This window comes from Chromobacterium amazonense, assembly GCF_001855565.1.
Taxonomy (GTDB): domain Bacteria; phylum Pseudomonadota; class Gammaproteobacteria; order Burkholderiales; family Chromobacteriaceae; genus Chromobacterium; species Chromobacterium amazonense.
The window spans coordinates 13,583-29,794 of sequence record NZ_MKCR01000023.1; the positions used below are offsets into that span (position 1 = coordinate 13,583).

The window sequence follows — 16,212 nt, forward strand, 5'->3', positions numbered from 1 at the left end:
ACCGAAATTCGAAAACAATGCATGATAACGCAATAGCCTGCTCACCTCTAGCGCAGCTAAAGGGGGTAATGAAACTGATGCGACCAAAGCAGTGGGTCAAGAACGGTTTTGTTCTGGCACCGCTGGTTTTTTCCGGGGCGTTTCTGGATGCTGGAGCCGTCAACCATGCCTTGTTGGCTGTACTGCTGTTCTGCGTCGGCTCATCGGCGACTTATGTCATCAACGACATGCACGACATCGAGCGTGACCGTCGTCACCCCAAGAAGTCCAAGACCCGTCCACTGGCGGCTGGGATCGTCTCGGTACCCGCTGCCCTAATCTTGCTTGCAGCCCTCTACGCCGTGCTAGTGTGGGGCTGGTTCGTTGCCCCAAAGGTGGTGATGGTCATCGCAGCCTATCTGGTGCTGAACCTGGCCTACACGTTCGTGCTAAAGCATCAGCCCGTGGTCGACATCTTCACCATCGCCATCGGTTTTGTTCTGCGGGTCTATGCAGGCGCCATGGCACTGGACGTGCCTGTCTCCTCCTGGATGTTTATCACGACTCTGTGCTTAGCTCTGTACTTGGCAGCCGTTAAACGCCGTCAAGAGCTCAGCCAAAGTGGCACTGAGGGCCGCAAGGTGCTTGAGAAGTACTCCGTTTCGCTGGTGGACCGCTACGCTGAGATGTCGGCAACAGGGGCGCTGCTGTTCTATAGCATGTTCGTGATGTCCGCCAAGCCCGAGTTGGTCATCACGGTTCCATTGGTCCTGTTCGGCCTGTTTCGTTACTGGTTCGTGGTGGAAGCCCTTGATGGCGGTGAGTCGCCTACCGATGCGCTGCTGGCTGACTGGCAGTTGTTGTTTACCGTGGCGCTGTGGGTGGCTGCCTGCGGTTGGGCATTGTGGCCAGTGCAGGGGTGATTATGGACTTCTCTTACGCCCTGACCCCATTTCTAGCTTGGCTCGTCGCCGGAGTTTCAAAGTTCATCATCAACAGCATCAAGGCAAAACAGCTGTCGTTCAGCCTCATCGGCTACGGTGGGCTGCCCAGCAACCACAGTGCGATCGTCAGCAGCATGGCTGCACTTATTGCCCTCAAGGGGGGCATAGGACAGCCCGCCTTCGGCGTCGCCATTACGCTGGCCTTTATCGTGATGCTGGATGCCAATAGTCTGCGCCGTCAGGTGGGCAAGCATGCGGTGGCCATCAACAAATTGGCGGCTAAAGCATCTGATCATCAGGCGCTTCGTGAGCGCATGGGTCACACCCGGTTGGAAATTGCCGCGGGCATCACCGTAGGTATCGCGGTTGCCGCTGCAGTGAACACGATTTTGGCCTGATGGACGAGTCACGGATGGACGAGACCCTGGCGATAAACCAAGCTACCGCGAACCGCATTCCAGTTCGGTCCATTTCACTGGCCATTGTGGCGACGGTGGTGCTGTACGTCGGGATGGCAACCCTAGCGGATTGGGAAGCATTTGGTGCTGCGGTCTCCGTGCTCCCGGGTGAGATTTGGGTTCAGGTGGTCGGCCTATCCCTGTTGAGCTATCTGCTCCGATTTGCCCGCTGGCATCACTTCATCGGTACCATGGGACACCGGGTTCCGGTTGTTCGTAACCTCGAAATCTACCTGGCGGCGTTTGCGCTGACGCTCACACCGGGCAAGGCTGGAGAAACGATCCGATCGGTTTATCTCCATCCCTACGGCGTCAGCTACCCGCACAGTATTGGCGCATTTATTTCCGAGCGGCTTCTGGATTTGGTTGCGGTGGGGATGCTGGCATCGGTGGCAATGTCGATGTTCCCGGAACAGCGGCCGTGGATGCTCGCGGCAATCGCCAGCATCGCTATCGTGGTTCTGCTGCTCCGCTCCCAACTAATCACCTTGATAGGCAGACGAGCTGCGAGGAGCTCTGTCGTTGGCCATGCGACAACCCTGATTGCTAACGTTCGTTTCTTATTGTCTGGTCGCAGACTCGCTGTGGCGGCACCCTTGAGCCTTGCGGCCTGGGCGGTGCAAGGCGTCTCGCTGTACTTGATTGTTCATGCGCTCGGCTATGAATTAGCGGCCGGTACTGTCATTGCGATTTATTGCCTGAGCATCCTGGTTGGCGCCGCGTCGTTTATTCCGGGCGGGCTGGGAACCACAGAAGCGGCGATCGTGTTGCTTCTGTCGGCGGCAGGCGTTGGCCAGGCGGATGCCATCACCGCATCGTTCGTCAGTCGCAGTCTGACATTGTGGCTTGCAGTTGGTATCGGCCTGACAACAATGACCCGAATCGTACTGACTCGCGATAGCGATGTGGTTGATAAAGACGGCTAACATTCGCGGTCCCTTCGGGCTTGATGATCACCACAAAGTCATACCACCTACCCCCTTTAGGGGTAGGTGGTATGACTGTAGGCATCATTTTTTGGTCACACCGCTGCAGGGGCATCAATCGGCAATGGTGCCCGAAGGCCCATCTTGTTCTGCAGCCAAGCCTCGACAACCCGCTCGTCGTAGCGAATCGATTTGCCGATAGTGATGTGCGGAGGGATGTCGGGTGACTGCTGGGCCCGAAGGCGCTCGATGGTCATGACGGAAATGTTGAGACGCTGGGCCAACCAGGACGTCGGAAGTAGTCGATGTAGGGTTTTTGTGGGCAGGCTGTCCTCTCTTTGCTCTTGGTTTGCGCGATCGCTATCTGAATGTTGGGGAGCTTGGCGGGATGCGCAGGGAGAAGGCGGAACATGCTGGCTGAGAGGCTTGGCCTGAGGCGACACGGCGACACGGCGACAGTGGCGACAACGGGTATGGTGCGCCGTCTCGTCGCCCAAGTCGCCACGTCGCCAAGGGGTAACGACCGCAAAGTCAGGTAGATATTGTTTTCGTGGTCACTGACCCGGTAGCCGATCCTCGTTTTGGGGATCGGCTTTTTTTGTTACTGCCACGAGGAACACCAACATGCTGAGCAACGCCATCGCCGAATACATCTCCCCCTCGCTGCCCCAGCGAGTCGAAGTCGAACTGCGCATTCGAGTCAAACGCTGACGCCAATGCCTTCGGCTTGAAGGCGCGCCATTCACCTCATTCACGCGGCCCCGTTCCCAGCTGGAACCGGGCCGCTTTGCTTTTGCAGCCCTGATCGAGACAACACACCATGACCGAAACCAACCCAAGCTACTTATCCCTGAAGCTCGCCAAGGCCAAGAAGACCGGGCAGCGGGCGAGCGGAGAAATCACCTACCGCGTTTTGTGCGATCCCCAGAAAAAGCTGCTCGCGCTGACTATCGTCGGCAACGAGGGCGGCTTTGTTGCATAAATAGGCTTCGGCATGCAAAGCCCCTTTCCCTGGGCGGATTTATGGCATGCGCACCGTCATCGGCGTCCCGAGCCGCGTGAAACGGTTCAAGATCGCCGCTCGCACTTGGAGCTCTGCGACTTGACGGTCGAAGTCCCTTGCCATCACCCGCTCGCCCAGCAGCTTGAAACAGCGCATCTTGGTTTCCACCAGGCTGTGGCGATGGTAACCGCTCCATTTCCTCCAGATCGCTCGTCCCAGGAGCCGGGTAGCACGCAGTATCTCGTTTCGGACATGGGCGCCCAACCGATTTTCCTTCCACGGCTTGGCATTCTTCCGGGTAGGAATCACCGCCTCGGCTTTTCGCTTGGCAATCGCTTCATGGCAGCCTTTGGTGTCGTAGGCACCATCGCCACTTACTGCAGCAATCCGTTCCCCCGCAGGAATCTGGTCCAGCAACTCCGGCAACATTGGCGCATCGCCCACCGCGTTGTCGGTCACTTCAATCGCTCGGATTTCCAGCGTCTGCGCATCAATGCCCAAATGCACCTTGCGCCACTGACGGCGGTACTCCGCGCCGTGTTTCTTCGTTTTCCATTCGCCTTCACCCAGCATCTTGATGCCGGTGCTGTCGATCAACAGGTGCAGCCCGGTCGTGCTTGGACGGCAAGGAATGGCCACCTGCAAATGCTTTTGCCGCCGGCATACGGTGCTGTAGTCCGGCGTTAGCCAGTCTAGCCCCGCCAGTTTTAGCAGGCTTTGCACCATACCCACGGCCTGTCGGAGCGCAAGATTGAACAGGCATTTGATCGTCAGGCAGAACTGAATGGCGGCATCGCTGAAGGTCAGTGTCCGTCCGCGTTTGCCGAGCGCAGAACCATGCCAGCGCATGTCACGGTCCAACCAGATCATCAGCGACCCACGCGCCTTGAGCGCAGCATTGTAGGTCTTCCAGTTAGTGGTCTTGTACTTGGGCGGGGTGGGCTTACTCATGCCGTCATTCTACCCCGCCTACAGGGAGGGTGATTTGTGCAACAAAGCCGCGCGGCAAAGCTGGTGTCAGGCCTGTTTCTTCCGGCTCTTGGTAATCGGTGTCACGTTGTAGGCTTCGCCCTTGTCCAGTGCATTGAGCAGCCCGGCCCATTTATTCAAGGCGTCGCGGCGCTCGTTGAAATAGTCGTGTCGGTTGTATATCCCTTCCACGCCGGGGATTTTGTGATTGAGGCAGCGCTCCGCTACTACGGGATCAATCCCCAGCTCTGCAAGGTGGGTGCGCGCGGTACGGCGCAGATCATGGATGGTGAAGTCCGCCACGCCTGGCATGTGCGGCTTGACCTTGCCCAGCGCGGTGCCGATAGTGCCTTCGTGGATGTGCGGCACCATGCGGTGCTGCATCTTGCGGGCCGGCAGTAGCCAGGCACTGCGCCCGGCCAACTCGAACAGCTGCTGCAGCCATTCCACGGCCAAGGCCGGCAGGGGAATATCGATTGGCTTGCCGGTCTTGCTGCGCTCGCCTGGCAGGTGCCAGACGCCGGCCTTCAGATCGAACTCTTCCTTGCGCGCGGCGCACAGCTCCATCTTGCGGACGCACAGCAGCAACAGCAGGCGGATGGAGAGGTCATTTTCCACGCTGAAACCCTTGGCCAGCTTCATGGCGGCGAATAGCTTGGCCAGCTCGTCGCGGCTCAAGGCCCGGTCGCGGGCTTCTTCCTTGCCGCCGGCGTCGCCAATGTCGAAGGCGCTGGCCGGGTTGATTTCGATGATGTGGCGTTTGATGGCGTAGTCGAGCATGCGTCTTATCCAGCGCAGCACGTCATTGGCGATGGATGGCGCGCCGCGCTTTACGATGGCCTGCAGCATGTCGTCAATGTGGCGGGGCTTGATGTCCTCCACCTTCATCTTGCCCAGCATCGGGCCGATGTCCTTGTCGATCCGGCGCCGCACGATGTCCGGGTGCTTCCAGCGGCCCAAGATCATCCGCTCGTAATACTCGTTGGCCAGCGCCAGCATGGTGATGGCGTTCTTCTCTTCCTCGATCTTGGCCAATGCCGCGGCTTTGCGGTCCTGCTTCTCACCGGCCACGTCATAGCCCAAGGCGACGCGCGCGGCCAGTTCGCGGGCAGTTTCGCGGGCCTTGGCCAGGGAAAGGTCAGCGTAGGTGCCAATCACCATCACGCGCGGCTTGCCCGCGAACTTGTACCGGAAGCGCCAGACGGGGATAGCGTAGTTTTCCCGATATACCAGGTACAACCCGTCGCCATCGGCTCGGCCTTCAAAGCGCTCGCCGGCCTTGATCCAGGCCTTGATTTGCATGTCTGTCAGCTTTGCCATGTTGCGCCCCGAATAGTGAGTGTCTGCCCCTAGCCCTTGGTGCTGCTGGACCGTCAAAAATCCAAACAACGATTAACGCTGTGTACCCCTAACTTTTCTCAAAAATGGCCAGGGGTACACCTAGGGGTACACGCCAATTATGCGCTTTCTTGATTCTTGGTGACACGACAGGACATGAAAAAACCCCGTCTGGCGGGGCTTTTGTGGTTTTGCTGACAAGCCGTGACATGGCGTGAAAGTTTACTCGATGTTTTGTATCTGCTCCCGCATCTGCTCGATCAGCACCTTCAACTCGACAGAAGCTTGCGTGGTGTCGGTGGAGACGGACTTGGAGCCCAGGGTGTTGGCTTCGCGGTTCAGTTCCTGCATCAGGAAATCCAGCCGCTTGCCGGATTGGCCGCCGGTTTTGAGGATGCGGCGCACTTCGGTCAGGTGGGTGGTCAGGCGCGACAGCTCTTCGTCCACGTCTATCTTTTGGGCGAACAGCGCAAATTCCTGTTTCAGACGGTCGTCGTCCACATTGCCCAGCGCTTCCTGCAGGCGGCCTGCCAGTTTGGTCATGTAGCCTTCAAGGATTTGCGGCAGCTTGGGCTTGATGGCGGCGACGATGCCTTCCATGGCTTCGATGCGCTCGATCAGCACCGCCTTCAGTTTTTCGCCTTCGCGCCCGCGCGAGGCGTTGAAGTCGGCCAGCGCGGTTTGCAGCGCATCCAGGCACAGCTGGTGCAGCACTTCCGGTGCCAGTTCGTTGCTCTTCAGCACGCCAGGCCAGCGCAGCAGCTCGCCGACGGACAAGCCTTTGTTGTCGGCGCATTGTTGCTGCACTTCACGGGAGATTTCCAGCAGCCGGCCCAGGAAAGCCTGGTTCAGCTCCAGCGTCGGGGCGGCGCTATCGACTTGGTTGAGGCCGACGCGGCATTCCAGTTTGCCGCGGGTGACGCGCGCGGCGATTTGTTCGCGCAGTTGCGGCTCAATGATGCGCAACTCCTCCGGCAAACGCATTTGCACATCGAGATAGCGATGATTGACGGCGCGAACCTCTAGGCTCAACATCCCACCAGGGAATTCCCGGGTGGCGGCGGCAAAGCCAGTCATGCTCAATATCATGCGGGGCTCCTGATTATTGAAAAGATTTCCAACGGCCGGGCCCGAATTGCTTTGCTAAGATCAATCCTGGGCCAGAAGACACTATATCAACTGCGATCCCATGACTCAATCCAGCAAGCAAACCCCGTTGCCGCCTGGCTACCGTCTGGCGGAGTACACCATTGTGCGCCAGCTGTCCGTAGGCGGCTTCAGCATCGTCTATTTGGCGCTGGACGACGACGATCGCAAGTTCGCCATCAAGGAATACTTGCCGCGCAACCTGGCCGCGCGCCATCCCAACGGCGAGGTGACCGTTCCGCTTGAGCTGGACCGCGATGCTTTCAATCTGGGGCTGAAATGCTTCTTCGAAGAGGGGCGGGTGCTGTCCGCCATCGCCCATCCCACGGTCGTGCGCGTCAGCAACTTCTTTCGCGCCAACCATACGGTGTATATGGTGATGGAGTATGCCGAGGGCCGCTCGCTGGCGCGTGAGTTGGAGCTGGTGGGCGGGCAGATGCAGGAGCGGCAGGTCCGCAAATGGTTTGCCGCGCTGCTGTCCGGTTTGCGCGAGGTGCACAGCCAGCGCCTGCTGCATCTGGACATCAAACCCGCCAACATCTACCTGCGCCGCAACGGCGTGCCCTTGCTGTTGGATTTCGGCGCCGCGCGGCAGACGCTGTCGCGCACCGCCAAGCATTTCGCCGCCATGTATACGCCGGGCTTCGCCGCGCCGGAACAGTATGACAAAGACCAGCCCTTGGGTCCGTGGACCGACATCTATGCCATCGGCGCCTGCCTGTATGTCTGCATGGGAGGAGACGTGCCGCCCGGCGCCAAGGCGCGCTTGGCCGGCGATACGCTGGTGCCGGCGGCCAAGGCCTTTCGTCATCAGTATTCGCGCGAGTTGACCGAGCTGTGCGACCGTTGTCTGGCGCTGCGCCCCGACGACCGGCCGACAACGGTGCTGGAGGTGCAAAAATCCCTGCAGCAGGAGGTGTATAGCGATCCGCTGCGCGAAACGGCAGGCGAGGGCAATCGATTGGTCGGCTGGATCAAGGGCTTGACCGGTGGCCGGCATGGAAAGGGAACGGAATGAAATTATCGGTCTTCCAGGAGAGCCGCATCGGCGGCCGCAGTTACAATCAAGACCGTTTGGCCATTGCCCATACTCCGGAGTCGGTGCTGTTGGTGGCAGCGGACGGCATGGGCGGCCATATGCGCGGCGAAGTGGCGGCGCAGATCACCGTGGACCTGCTGTGCGAGCTGTTCTACCAGCAGGCGTCGCCCACGCTGAACCATCCCAATCGTTTTCTGGTGAATGCCATCAGCTCGGTTCATCAAGTGATTCTGGAGTATGCCGCCGACCACCGGCTGCCGGACGTGCCCAGCACCACCGTGGTGGCGGCCATCCTGCAGCAGGACCAGTTGTTCTGGTGCCATGTCGGAGACTCGCGCTTGTATCTGATCGATCAAAAAGGCATGCGGCTGCGCTCGCGCGATCATTCCCAGGTGCAGCGCTTGATCGACCAGGGGCTGTTGACCGAGGAAGCGGCCAAGACGCACCCGGATCGCAACAAGATCTACAACTGTCTGGGCGCATCCAGCGATCCAAGCATCGATATCGGCGAGCGCCAACCGATAGGCCCCGGCTGTTCGGTGCTGTTATGCACGGACGGCCTGTGGTCCCAGGTGCAGGACGCGGAGCTGGAGCGCGTCTTCGCCGGCCGCGGCGTCAATCAGGTGCTGCCGGCGCTGATCAATGTGGCGGAGCGGCGCGCCGGCGCCGGCGGGGATAATCTGTCGGCGATAGCCGTGACTGTGCTGGACGATGCGGTGGAGCTGGGCGAGCGCGACGATGCGCTGGACACGGAAAAGAATCCGCCGCGCATGGGCGGCCGGCTGATTCTGGAATCCAATCTGGAAACCATGCATAGAGAGATTCTGGCCAGCCAGGTGGGAAAGGGCGCTTGAGCGGTTATAATTGCCTTCATATCGATTTTACCGGACAGCCTCATGCGACCCTCCCAACGTAGCGCCGACGCCATGCGCGTCGTCCGTCTGACCCGTTCCTACACCAAGCATGCCGAAGGTTCGGTGCTGGTGGAGTTCGGCGACACCAAGGTGATCTGCACCGCCAGCGTGGAAGAGACGGTGCCGCCCTTTCTCAAAGGCAAGGGCCAGGGCTGGGTGACGGCGGAATACGGCATGCTGCCGCGTTCCACCGGCAGCCGCATGCGCCGCGAATCGGCCGCCGGCAAACAGTCCGGCCGCACCCAGGAAATCCAGCGCTTGATCGGCCGCTCCTTGCGCGCGGTGATCGATCTGGCCAAGCTGGGCGAGCGCCAGATCGTCATCGATTGCGACGTGATCCAGGCCGACGGCGGCACGCGCACCGCCAGCATCACCGGCGCTTATGTGGCGCTGGCCGACGCGATCCATGGTTTGATTCGCGCCGGCAAATTGGAGAACAGCCCGCTGCGCGACCAGGTGGCGGCGGTGTCGGTAGGCGTGTTCCAGGGCAAGCCGGTTCTGGATTTGGACTATCTGGAAGATTCCGGCTGCGAAACCGATATGAACGTGGTGATGACCGGCAGCGGGCGCTTTGTCGAAGTGCAGGGCACGGCCGAGGGCGAGCCGTTCAGCGAGGAGGAAATGGCGGCGATGCTGGCGCTGGCGCGCAAGGGCATCAATGAGTTGCTGCAGCTGCAGCGCGACGCGCTGGCCGGCTGAGCGTCGGCTGTTTGATCGGAAAAGCCGCCTTTGGGCGGCTTTGTTCATTTGGCGGACTGCGGCGTCTTGCGGGCGATGAAATCGCGCAAGGCCTGGCTGAAAACCGGCGCCGACACGCTCATATTGTCTTCCAGTTTGCGGCGCGAGGCCGGCGGCGCCGAGCTTTGCACCGCGACGATGGTGGCGCGGCCCTGGCCGTCGATGGCGAAGATGGGCGAGCCGCTATTGCCTTCCAGCGTGTCGCAGCGATGGGTCAGCCGCCCATCGGCCCGCAGCGCGGTGGCCTGGCAATGATTGTGGACGCGCAGGTGGCGCTGGTCGTCCACTGGATAGCCGCCCTGGGTGACGGTCCATTTGCGTTCGTCCAGTAGCTGCTTCAGTTGCGCGCTATTGCCGGCGAAGACTGGAATCACGCCCTGCTGCACGCCCAGCGCCTTGGCCAGGCGGACGAAGGCGAAATCGCGCGGGGCGATGGCAGGCGGGATGTAGACGCCATCCTTGCGGCGGATCAGCCCTTTCAGAAAAGCCTTGTCCACGTAGACATCGGTGATGCGGCTCTGCTCTTCGTACTCGTTGCCCCATAAGCCGACGGTGAAGCTGATCGCCTTATCCATCCGGCCCTTGTCGTCCAGGAAGCAGTGACCGGCGGTCAACACCACATCGGGCGCCACCAGCGTGCCGGTGCAGATATTCTGCGAGCGGGTTTCCAGCTGGCCGACGGCCTGCCATGGCATCTTGTTTGGCTTGGTCAACACGCGGTCGTCTTTGCCGAAAAACAGAATCTTGTGTTCGCGGCTCAGCGGCGCGGCATGGGACAGCGCGGGGATCAGGACGAGGCAGAGGAGAAGGCGGGTGAGTTTCATCGCGCGGGGCTCCAGAAATAAAAACGGGGCGCAGCGCGCCCCGTATCTTGCTATGCCGCTAAGCGAGAAGCCGCGGCATTCGCGCCATGATTACTTGGCAGCGGAAGCAGCGGCTTTCTTGGCAGCCGGCTTGTGAGCCTTCTTGGCCGGAGCGGAAGCGTCGGCTTTGGCGGCTTGAGCCTTTTGAGCGGCGGAAGCTTCTTTCTTGGCAGCGTGCTTCTTGCTGTGGTGCTTGTGGGACTTCTTGGCTACCGGAGCGGAAGCGTCGGCCTTAGCGGCTTGAGCCTTCTGCGCGGAAGCTTCTTTCTTGGCAGCGTGCTTGTGAGCCTTCTTGGCCTTCGGAGCGGAAGCGTCGGCCTTGGCGGCTTGAGCCTTTTGAGCGGCGGAAGCTTCTTTCTTAGCGGCGTGCTTCTTGCTGTGGTGCTTGTGGGACTTCTTGGCTACCGGAGCGGAAGCGTCGGCCTTGGCGGCTTGAGCCTTCTGAGCGGAAGCTTCTTTCTTGGCGGCGTGCTTCTTGGCCTTCTTGGCCTTCGGAGCGGAAGCGTCGGCCTTAGCGGCTTGAGCCTTCTGAGCGGAAGCTTCTTTCTTCACAGCGTGCTTCTTGGCCTTCTTGGCCTTCGGAGCGGAGGCGTCAGCCTTAGCGGCTTGAGCCTTTTGAGCGGAAGCTTCGTGCTTCTTGGCAGCGTGCTTGTGAGCCTTCTTGGCCTTCGGAGCGGAAGCGTCGGCCTTAGCGGCTTGAGCCTTCTGAGCTGCGGAAGCGTCCTTCTTGGCGTGGTGCTTGTGAGCCTTCTTGGCCTTCGGAGCGGAAGCGTCGGCCTTGGCGGCTTGAGCCTTCTGAGCAGCGGAAGCTACTTTTTTCTTTTCAACTTTCTTGGCCTTGTGGATGGCCGGAGCGGAAGCAGCAGCTTTTTCAGCGGCGAAGCCGTTAGCGGAGGCCAGGCTGAAAGCAGCGGTCAGGGCGAGCAGAGCCAGCTTTTTCATTTACGAAACTCCTAAGTTTCTTTGGATTGGGTTGAAACGGACATGAAATAGTCCTAATTCAGGGCGTGATGCTAGCGGTGGCAAGCCCGGGGCGTCTAGGGGATGCTTGTATCTCAATGTTACAAAATGTACATCAGGCGACGGGCCACTTCAGCAGAAAGCGCGCGCCGCCGAGCGGAGAGCGCTCCACCGCCACGCTGCCATGGTGCGCGCGGGCGATGCCTGCGACGATGGCGAGGCCCAGTCCATGGCCGCCAGTTTTGCGGCCTCGGCTCTCGTCCAGCCGGACGAAGGGGTCGAACACGCGTTCGCGGTCTTCGTCGGGAATGCCCGGGCCGTCGTCGTCGACGATGATGCAGAACTGCTGTTTGTCGATCAGGATGTGCGTGGCGACGATGGAGCCGGCGTGGCGGCGGGCGTTGGACAACAGATTGTCCAGCGCGCGGGTGATCAGGTGTTCATCTGCGGTGATGTCCAGCGTTTCGCCCACCGGCTCGATCCAGTGGATTTCCTGCGCCAGCGCCGCCTGGCCGGCGATGCGCTCGCGCGCCCACGGAATGGCGTTGAAGCTGCTCAGTTTCAATGGCGCTTCAGGGCGATCCAGGCGGGCGTGGAACAGCAGCTCCTCCACCAGCTTGTCGATGGCGTTGAGGTCGCGTTCTATCGCCTGCCGCTCCGGCGTGTCCTCGTCGCCGTCCAGCAAGGCCAGCCGGTAGCGCAGGCGCGCCAGCGGCGTGCGCAGCTCGTGCGCCACGGCATTGGTCAGCGTCTTCTTGCTGTTGATCAGGGTGGCGATGTTGTCGGCCATGTGGTTGAAGGCGACGCCAAGGTGGTGGACGCCGGAGTGCGGCGGCAGATTGACGCGGGCGGCGAGGTCGCCGTTGGCCAGCTTGCCGGAGGCGCGCTCCAGCGCCACCAGATCGCGCCAGTGCGGACGCATCCACAGGAATACCGGAATGGCCAAGGACAGGCCCAACAGGCCGAGCAGGGCGTAGTCGAACCACTTGAGCCGGTGCAGGAAGAACAGATAGCGCAGCGGGCCTGCCACCAGCAGGTAGTTGCTGTCTTGCAGCTTTTGCAGGAACAGATACTTGTCCTCCAGCATCACGATTTCGCCGCGGTCCAGCGCCTGGCGCGATTCCTCGTCCAGGATGTAGTTGCTCATCTTCTCCACCTTGACGCGGAAGGTGAAGCCGTAGTCGGCGTTGGCCAGGGTTTCGCCCCAGCGGTCCTCCGGCACGCCGCGCAAGTCGGCCTCGATCAGCGACAGCGTGGTGCGCAGCAGGTCGGCCAGGTAACGCTCGCCGACGTCGTCCACGGCTTGTTTGTACACCACGCCGACCATGATGACCGCGACCAGGAAGCAGGACATCAACAGCAGGTAGAACTGGATGAACAGGCGGCGCATCCGCGCTTACTCCCAGCCGGACAGCGAGAACAGATAGCCGCGGTTGCGCACGGTCTTGATGCGGAACGGCTCGCTGGGGTTGTCGCCCAGCTTCTTGCGCAGCCGGGAGATGGCCACGTCTATGCTGCGGTCCAGGCCGTCGTAGCTGACGCCGCGCATTTCCTTCAACAGGATGTCGCGGTTCAGCGTTTCGCCGGCGTGGCTGGCCAGCAGCCACAACAGGTCAAAGTCCGAGGTGGACAGCGGAATTTTTTCGCCGGCCAGCACCACGTCGCGGCTGACCGGATCGATGGACAGCTGGCCGAACACCACTTTGCGCGAGCCGCCCTTGCCCTGCTGAGCCTCCGCCGCCGGTTGGGCCGGGCGCAAATTGCGCAACTGGGCGCGCAGCCGCGCCACCAGCACGGAAGGCGGGGTGGTTTTCAGGATGTAGTCGTTGGCGCCCAGCTCCAAGCCCAGGATCTGGTTCATGTCGCTGTCCAGCGAAGTCAGCATGATGATGGGGCCGTCGAACTTGGGACGCAGCTCGCGGCAGATGGACAGGCCGTCCTTGCCCGGCAGCATGATGTCCAGCAGCACCATGTCCGGCTGTTCGCGGGCGATGGTGTCCAGCGCGGTATCGCCGCGGGGTTCGATCACCACTTCCATTTCATGGCGATCCAGGAAATCCTTGATCAACTCCGCCAGGTCTGCGTCGTCCTCGACAAATACGATGCGATGAGTCATGCGTGCGTCCATACCATTGATTGAGCGAATTGCCGGCAAGTATGGCGCGGCCGGCTGCCGGGCTCAAGTGCCGGGCAGGAACAGCGGGTTGAAGCCAAGGCGGGCGTAGCCGGCTTCGCCGGCCAGCAGATCCAGCGCCAGGCTGGCCAGATCGTCGGCGCCGGCCTCTGCGTCCGGGGCCTGCAGCAGCGACACCTGCTTCAGCGCGCCATGGCATTCGCCGCAGGCCTCCACCTCCTGCGCGCCGCGCGTCTGGTGCGGCCGCTGGTGGTCGGGTTCCGGCGCTTCGTAGTCCTGAGGCGCCAGCGAGTAGTAGCGCAGATCGCGGCTATTGCCGCAGCCAAGGCAACGCACGCGGCCCACCGGCCAGGCATGGCTGCACATCGAGCACACCACATGACGCTGGGCGTGGCCGCTGTCGCCGCGCGTCAGCACCGAAGCCAGCGGCAGGCCGCCGCAGCACGGGCAGCGCGCTTCCTGGCTTTGCGGCTCGGGCAGCGGCCGCTGGCGGATGCTGCGGGTGGCTTGGGCCTGCAGGGCGGCGCCCAGCAGCGGCAGCGCGGCGAACAAGGGGCCGTCCGCCGGATAGTCGCCGTTGAGCAGACGCTCAGCAAGTCGGCTGAGCGCGGCGGCATCCAGCGCCAGCAGGGCATCAAGACTGGCCTGGACGGGGGAGGGCAGCTGCGGCGCCAGCGCCTGTGCCAGTTTTTCCAGCGCGGCGCGGGGATCGAGCCGGGACGCGTCGTGCAACGCTTGCTGCTGCTGGCAGATGGCGGCGCACAGCCGCAGAAAATCGGCCATCGCATGGCTGTCGGCCAGTTGCAGCAGCCGCGCGGCGCGGCGGGCGAAGAGGTCGGTCGGCGGCCGGAGCACGGGCAGGCTCATCAGCGGGGCGTCGCCGGCGAGAATCTGTTCGGCTGGAAGGATGGGTTGGGTAGGGGTCATGGTTGATATTGATGCTTTGAGGTTGTTTGCCATTTACATCGTAAGAAATCGATCTTTATCGACGCTAGGACCGAGTCGACGTGGCTGACTCCCCATCAGCGCAAGCCGGCTTTAAAACCATTTCCAAGGTTTTAAGACGCCGGTTGTTCGATGCGGGGCGACGTTAGCGCCCCGCTAGTTCCGGCGGCTCCTTGGGAATGGGTTTGGAGCCGTGGCTTCGCCGCGCGGTTGGGGCGGCTTGGGATGGCCTCTGCGTGTGAATCTTCGATTCACTCAGCGGTAGGGCTGGCCGCTCAGCCCCTGGCCCGTCTGCCGGGCGGAACCGGCACCTAAGCATGTCGTCTGCGCAGCGGACACTCGCTATTTCTTACCCGTCATTTCCTTATACCAGCCCGGATGATGCTTCTTGGCCCAGGCGTGGGTGACCACGCCCTCCACCATGGCTCTTATCGTGCCCTTCACCCACAAGGCGGCGTAGATGTGGACGATGATGCTGGCGATCAGCGCGGTGGCCGCCCAGGCGTGCAGCAGCAGGGCCAGCCGGATCACGGGGATAGGGAAGTAATCGGAGAAGTACTGGCGCCAGGCGATGATGCCGGTGACCAGCATGACGGCCACGCACAGGGTCATGATCCAGAACATCGCCTTCTGGCCGCCATTGTATTTGCCCACTTCCACGGTCTCATGGCCGCGCAGCACTTCTTTGACCGACAACATCCACTGGATGTCCTGGCCATTGATCAGGTTGCGCCGCCAGTAGCGGAAGAACTGGCGGAAGAAGCCCAGGAACATCAGCACGCCGACGAAGGGATGGACCATGCGCGCCAGTTGCGGCGTGCCGAACACGCCGGTCAGCCAAAAGAAGGCCGGGTAGAACAGGGCCAGGCCGGATAGCGCCAGCAGGATGAAGCAGATGGCCACGATCCAGTGGTTGATCCGCTCGGCGGCGCTATAGCGTTGCAGCAGTTTTTCCTTCATGGCTTGTCCTCCTCGTGCGGCGCCGTTTCATCGTCTTCCTCGGCGCGGTTGGGGCCGACGGTGATGTAGTGCAGGAAGCCGAACAGGCCGGCGGCGGCGATGCCTATGGTCGCCAGCGGCTTGAGCCAGCCCTTCCACAACTGCACGGTGGGGCTGATTTCGGGCTTGTTCGGCAGGCCGGAATACTGTTCCGGCTTGTCGGCGTGGTGCAGCACGTACATCACGTGGGTGCCGCCCACGCCTGACGGGTCGTACAGGCCGGCGTGTTGATAGCCGCGCCGCTGCAGGTCGGCCACCCGTTCCGCCGCCACTTCCTTCATGTCTTCCTTGGAGCCGAACTGGATGGCCCCGGTGGGACAGGTCTTGACGCAGGCCGGCTCCAGGCCGACCGCGACGCGGTCCGAACACAGCGTGCACTTGTAGGCCTTGTTGTCTTCCTTGCTGATGCGCGGAATGTTGAACGGACAGCCGGCGATGCAGTAACCGCAGCCTATGCAGTTTTCCTGGTGGAAGTCGACGATGCCGTTGCTGTACTGGACGATGGCGCCCGGCGACGGACAGGCTTTCAAACAGCCGGGGTCGGCGCAGTGCATGCAGCCATCCTTGCGGATCAGCCATTCCAGCTTGCCGTTGCTTTCCTCCTCGGCGAAGCGCATCACCGTCCAGGCTTTGGCCGTAAGGTCGGTGGGGTTGTCGTAGACGCCGATATTGTGGCCGACCTCCTCGCGGATGTCGTTCCACTCGGAACAGGCCACCTGGCAGGCCTTGCAGCCTATGCAGGTAGAGGTGTCGATCAGCTTGGCCACTTCCAGCGTCTGGCGGACCTTGGGGCTTTCGGTCGGGCTGGCGGAGCGGCGCTTGATGTCCAGGGATTGCAGAGGCATGGCGGCGGCTCC

18 protein-coding genes are annotated in these 16,212 nt (G+C 61.7%); 7 read left to right on the forward strand and 11 right to left on the reverse strand.

The genetic code is table 11. The annotated features are described in order from the left end of the window. The first annotated feature begins 17 nt into the window (after positions 1-17). From BI343_RS10035 to BI343_RS10045, 3 genes are read left to right on the forward strand one after another with little or no spacing between them, the layout of a single operon-like run. Complete coding sequence (locus tag BI343_RS10035; protein ID WP_071109593.1) at positions 18-902, forward strand: decaprenyl-phosphate phosphoribosyltransferase; 885 nt, start codon at positions 18-20, stop codon at positions 900-902. 2 nt (positions 903-904) lie between these two features. Beyond that, positions 905-1,321 carry a divergent PAP2 family protein gene (locus BI343_RS10040; protein WP_071109594.1) on the forward strand — a complete coding sequence of 139 codons (417 nt, stop codon included), beginning with the start codon at positions 905-907 and terminating at the stop codon, positions 1,319-1,321. A gap of 14 nt (positions 1,322-1,335) precedes the next feature. Beyond that, positions 1,336-2,307 (forward strand): lysylphosphatidylglycerol synthase transmembrane domain-containing protein, encoded by a 972-nt coding sequence (locus tag BI343_RS10045; RefSeq protein WP_169829000.1) that lies wholly within the window; start codon positions 1,336-1,338, stop codon positions 2,305-2,307. A 95-nt stretch (positions 2,308-2,402) separates the two neighbouring features. On the opposite strand, the gene BI343_RS20585 is transcribed toward BI343_RS10045, so the two are convergent. Then, positions 2,403-2,750: a helix-turn-helix transcriptional regulator gene (locus tag BI343_RS20585; protein WP_280513332.1), complete on the reverse strand. Its 348-nt coding sequence runs from the start codon at positions 2,748-2,750 to the stop codon at positions 2,403-2,405. 377 nt (positions 2,751-3,127) lie between these two features. On the opposite strand from BI343_RS20585, the gene BI343_RS20005 reads away from it, so the two are divergent. Beyond that, positions 3,128-3,289 (forward strand): hypothetical protein, encoded by a 162-nt coding sequence (locus BI343_RS20005; RefSeq protein ID WP_169829001.1) that lies wholly within the window; start codon positions 3,128-3,130, stop codon positions 3,287-3,289. Positions 3,290-3,328: 39 nt separating this feature from the next. On the opposite strand, the gene BI343_RS10055 is transcribed toward BI343_RS20005, so the two are convergent. The 3 genes from BI343_RS10055 to BI343_RS10065 form a co-directional block, all read right to left on the reverse strand. Next, positions 3,329-4,261, reverse strand: coding sequence for an IS5 family transposase (locus BI343_RS10055; protein ID WP_071109589.1), 933 nt, complete (start codon positions 4,259-4,261; stop codon positions 3,329-3,331). Positions 4,262-4,327: 66 nt separating this feature from the next. After that, positions 4,328-5,599: a tyrosine-type recombinase/integrase gene (locus BI343_RS10060; protein ID WP_071109597.1), complete on the reverse strand. Its 1,272-nt coding sequence runs from the start codon at positions 5,597-5,599 to the stop codon at positions 4,328-4,330. A 240-nt stretch (positions 5,600-5,839) separates the two neighbouring features. After that, on the reverse strand, positions 5,840-6,706 hold the full coding sequence (locus BI343_RS10065; protein WP_043621971.1) for a YicC/YloC family endoribonuclease: 867 nt from the start codon (positions 6,704-6,706) through the stop codon (positions 5,840-5,842). 100 nt (positions 6,707-6,806) lie between these two features. Here BI343_RS10065 and BI343_RS10070 point away from each other — a divergent pair, with 100 nt between their 5' ends. Genes BI343_RS10070 through rph form a run of 3 tightly spaced genes read left to right on the forward strand, consistent with a single transcriptional unit; the run spans position 6,807 to position 9,415 of the window. Next, positions 6,807-7,781, forward strand: a complete 975-nt coding sequence (locus BI343_RS10070; protein WP_071109598.1) for a serine/threonine-protein kinase — start codon at positions 6,807-6,809, stop codon at positions 7,779-7,781. Continuing rightward, positions 7,778-8,656, forward strand: coding sequence for a PP2C family protein-serine/threonine phosphatase (locus BI343_RS10075; protein WP_071109599.1), 879 nt, complete (start codon positions 7,778-7,780; stop codon positions 8,654-8,656). The genes BI343_RS10070 and BI343_RS10075 overlap by 4 nt, the downstream gene beginning before the upstream one ends. 42 nt (positions 8,657-8,698) lie before the next feature. Continuing rightward, positions 8,699-9,415 carry a ribonuclease PH gene (gene rph, locus BI343_RS10080; RefSeq protein ID WP_071109600.1) on the forward strand — a complete coding sequence of 239 codons (717 nt, stop codon included), beginning with the start codon at positions 8,699-8,701 and terminating at the stop codon, positions 9,413-9,415. 44 nt (positions 9,416-9,459) lie between these two features. Here the strand turns inward: rph and BI343_RS10085 are convergent, their stop codons facing one another. From BI343_RS10085 to fdxH, 7 genes are all read right to left on the reverse strand, one after another. Continuing rightward, positions 9,460-10,278: a trypsin-like serine peptidase gene (locus BI343_RS10085; protein WP_071109601.1), complete on the reverse strand. Its 819-nt coding sequence runs from the start codon at positions 10,276-10,278 to the stop codon at positions 9,460-9,462. Between the two features lie 90 nt (positions 10,279-10,368). Beyond that, a complete protein-coding gene (locus tag BI343_RS20010; protein ID WP_169829002.1) occupies positions 10,369-11,259 on the reverse strand; it encodes a hypothetical protein in 891 nt (296 codons plus the stop codon). A gap of 133 nt (positions 11,260-11,392) precedes the next feature. Then, positions 11,393-12,667, reverse strand: coding sequence for a two-component system sensor histidine kinase RstB (gene rstB / locus BI343_RS10095; protein ID WP_043621954.1), 1,275 nt, complete (start codon positions 12,665-12,667; stop codon positions 11,393-11,395). A 6-nt stretch (positions 12,668-12,673) separates the two neighbouring features. Further along, positions 12,674-13,393 carry a two-component system response regulator RstA gene (gene rstA, locus BI343_RS10100; protein WP_043622070.1) on the reverse strand — a complete coding sequence of 240 codons (720 nt, stop codon included), beginning with the start codon at positions 13,391-13,393 and terminating at the stop codon, positions 12,674-12,676. Positions 13,394-13,456: 63 nt separating this feature from the next. Continuing rightward, positions 13,457-14,338, reverse strand: coding sequence for a formate dehydrogenase accessory protein FdhE domain-containing protein (fdhE, locus tag BI343_RS10105; RefSeq protein ID WP_071109602.1), 882 nt, complete (start codon positions 14,336-14,338; stop codon positions 13,457-13,459). Positions 14,339-14,698: 360 nt separating this feature from the next. Next, positions 14,699-15,316 (reverse strand): formate dehydrogenase subunit gamma, encoded by a 618-nt coding sequence (locus BI343_RS10110; RefSeq protein ID WP_043621945.1) that lies wholly within the window; start codon positions 15,314-15,316, stop codon positions 14,699-14,701. Continuing rightward, a complete protein-coding gene (fdxH, locus tag BI343_RS10115) occupies positions 15,313-16,200 on the reverse strand; it encodes a formate dehydrogenase subunit beta (protein ID WP_071109603.1) in 888 nt (295 codons plus the stop codon). The genes BI343_RS10110 and fdxH overlap by 4 nt, the downstream gene beginning before the upstream one ends. Positions 16,201-16,212 lie beyond the last annotated feature (12 nt).

Excerpts from the sequence above, each read along its gene's own strand:
- BI343_RS10060 (WP_071109597.1), bottom strand. The coding sequence starts at position 5,599 with ATGGCAAAGCTGACAGACATGCAAATCAAGGCCTGGATCAAGGCCGGC.
- BI343_RS10085 (WP_071109601.1), bottom strand. The coding sequence starts at position 10,278 with ATGAAACTCACCCGCCTTCTCCTCTGCCTCGTCCTGATCCCCGCGCTG.
- fdhE (WP_071109602.1), bottom strand. The coding sequence starts at position 14,338 with ATGACCCCTACCCAACCCATCCTTCCAGCCGAACAGATTCTCGCCGGC.
- rph (WP_071109600.1), top strand. The coding sequence starts at position 8,699 with ATGCGACCCTCCCAACGTAGCGCCGACGCCATGCGCGTCGTCCGTCTG.
- BI343_RS10035 (WP_071109593.1), top strand. The coding sequence starts at position 18 with ATGCATGATAACGCAATAGCCTGCTCACCTCTAGCGCAGCTAAAGGGG.
- BI343_RS10070 (WP_071109598.1), top strand. The coding sequence starts at position 6,807 with ATGACTCAATCCAGCAAGCAAACCCCGTTGCCGCCTGGCTACCGTCTG.
- BI343_RS20005 (WP_169829001.1), top strand. The coding sequence starts at position 3,128 with ATGACCGAAACCAACCCAAGCTACTTATCCCTGAAGCTCGCCAAGGCC.
- BI343_RS10110 (WP_043621945.1), bottom strand. The coding sequence starts at position 15,316 with ATGAAGGAAAAACTGCTGCAACGCTATAGCGCCGCCGAGCGGATCAAC.
- BI343_RS10040 (WP_071109594.1), top strand. The coding sequence starts at position 905 with ATGGACTTCTCTTACGCCCTGACCCCATTTCTAGCTTGGCTCGTCGCC.
- rstB (WP_043621954.1), bottom strand. The coding sequence starts at position 12,667 with ATGCGCCGCCTGTTCATCCAGTTCTACCTGCTGTTGATGTCCTGCTTC.
- BI343_RS10065 (WP_043621971.1), bottom strand. The coding sequence starts at position 6,706 with ATGATATTGAGCATGACTGGCTTTGCCGCCGCCACCCGGGAATTCCCT.
- fdxH (WP_071109603.1), bottom strand. The coding sequence starts at position 16,200 with ATGCCTCTGCAATCCCTGGACATCAAGCGCCGCTCCGCCAGCCCGACC.
- BI343_RS20010 (WP_169829002.1), bottom strand. The coding sequence starts at position 11,259 with ATGAAAAAGCTGGCTCTGCTCGCCCTGACCGCTGCTTTCAGCCTGGCC.
- BI343_RS10055 (WP_071109589.1), bottom strand. The coding sequence starts at position 4,261 with ATGAGTAAGCCCACCCCGCCCAAGTACAAGACCACTAACTGGAAGACC.
- BI343_RS10075 (WP_071109599.1), top strand. The coding sequence starts at position 7,778 with ATGAAATTATCGGTCTTCCAGGAGAGCCGCATCGGCGGCCGCAGTTAC.
- rstA (WP_043622070.1), bottom strand. The coding sequence starts at position 13,393 with ATGACTCATCGCATCGTATTTGTCGAGGACGACGCAGACCTGGCGGAG.
- BI343_RS10045 (WP_169829000.1), top strand. The coding sequence starts at position 1,336 with ATGGACGAGACCCTGGCGATAAACCAAGCTACCGCGAACCGCATTCCA.